Raw genomic sequence first — 1,823 nt, forward strand, 5'->3', positions numbered from 1 at the left:
CGGGAGGCTGCGGTCCCGGTCGCCGGCGGCCGGGCGCTCCCGGTGGCCGGGCGCGTGGTGACCGCCTTCGGCGAGTCCCAGCCTGGCGGCCCGCATCGCGGCCTGACCTTCGCCGCCGCCGGCGGCGCGCGGGTGGTTTCGCCCTGCGCCGGGCGGGCGGCCTTTGCGGCGCCGTTCCGGTCCTACGGGCTCTTGTTGATTGTGGACTGCGGCGGGGGATACCATTTTGTTCTGGCCGGTCTCGACCGGCTCGACGTCGCCGCGGGCCAGCGCCTGCTGGCGGGCGAGCCCGTGGGGGTTCTGGCCGAGACTGGCGGGCGTGGCGGATCGCTCTATGTGGAGTTGCGCCGCGGCGGCCAGCCGGTGGACCCGCGCCCGTGGTTTGCGGCGCGCGGGTGAGGGTGTCCGTCAGGGCGCCGAGACATACGCGGGTTACACGGCCCGTGCAGGATCGACGCGTGCATCGGCCGTGTCGCGGCCAAGGGATCGGGTGAACGCATGGGCGTGCAGGACGGATCGCAGCGGAACGCCAGGATGCCGAGCGTCGGCGCCGTCACGGCTGCTCCGCCGCAGGGAGGCAGGCGCAAGCTGCGCACCGTCGGCGCCGTCACCGCCGCCTTCCTGGCCGGCGCGGTGGTCGGCCCGGTCATCGCCATCCCGACCTTCCAGGCCTTCGCGCAGGAAGGCGGGCGGGCCGAGACCTATCGCCTGCTCAACCTGTTCGGCGACGTCTTCGAGCGGATCCGCGCCGAGTATGTCGAGCCGGTCAACGACCGCGACGTGATCGAGAACGCGATCAACGGGATGCTGCAGGGCCTCGACCCGCACAGCTCCTACATGAACCCGCGCAGCTTCCGCGACATGCAGGTGCAGACGCGCGGCGAGTTCGGCGGCCTCGGGATCGAGGTCACGCAGGAGAACGGCTACGTCAAGGTCATCTCGCCGATCGACGAGACGCCGGCGGCCCGCGCCGGCGTGCGGCCGGGCGACGTGATCACGCATCTCAACGGCACCTCGACGCAGGGGCTCACGCTGCAGGAAGCGGTCGAGCAGATGCGCGGCGAGCGCGGCACGCAGATCCGCCTGACCATCCGGCGCGAGGGCGAGCGCGCGCCGATCGAGATCAGCCTGACGCGCGACGTCATCCGCCCGCAGGTCGCGCGCTTCCGTCTCGAGGGCAACGACATCGCCTATGTCCGCCTGTCGGCCTTCAACGAGCAGACCGAGAGCGCGCTGCGCCGTGCGGTCAACACCATGCGCCAGCAGGCCGGCGGCAACCTGCGCGGCCTGATCCTCGACCTGCGCAACAACCCGGGCGGCCTGCTGGACCAGGCGGTGCAGGTCGCCGACGATTTCCTCGATCAGGGCGAGATCGTCTCGACGCGCGCCCGCCGCAGCGAGGATGCGCAGCGCTGGAACGCGCGGCCCGGCGACATCGCGCAGGGCCTGCCGATGGTGGTGCTGATCAATGGCGGCTCCGCGAGCGCCAGCGAGATCGTCGCCGGCGCGCTGCAGGACCATCGCCGCGCCGTGGTGCTCGGCACCAAGAGCTTCGGCAAGGGCAGCGTGCAGACGGTGATGCCGATCCCCGGCCAGGGCGCGATCCGCCTGACCACCGCGCGCTACTACACGCCGTCGGGCCGCTCCATCCAGGCGACGGGCATCGACCCCGACATCGAGGTGCTGGCGACCCGCCCGGATCCGAACGGCGCCGCGCAGGCGCAGCGCGACCGCGAGGCGGACCTGCGCCGCTCGCTGCGCAACGACGCCGAGAGCCGCAGCGCGCAGCAGCAGCCGCAGCCGCTGCCAGATCCGAGGACCAC

General features: G+C 72.8%; 2 protein-coding genes. Both read left to right on the forward strand.

Annotated features, from left to right (window positions below):
* The coding region (locus L2I40_RS22680) for a murein hydrolase activator EnvC family protein (RefSeq protein ID WP_237217616.1) at window positions 1–399 on the forward strand (399 nt) is incomplete at its 5' end.
* A gap of 135 nt (window positions 400–534) precedes the next feature.
* On the forward strand, window positions 535–1,823 hold a 1,289-nt coding region (locus L2I40_RS22685), incomplete at its 3' end, for a S41 family peptidase (RefSeq protein ID WP_237217618.1).

The organism is Falsiroseomonas oryziterrae (genome assembly GCF_021864505.1).
Lineage (GTDB): Bacteria > Pseudomonadota > Alphaproteobacteria > Acetobacterales > Acetobacteraceae > Falsiroseomonas > Falsiroseomonas oryziterrae.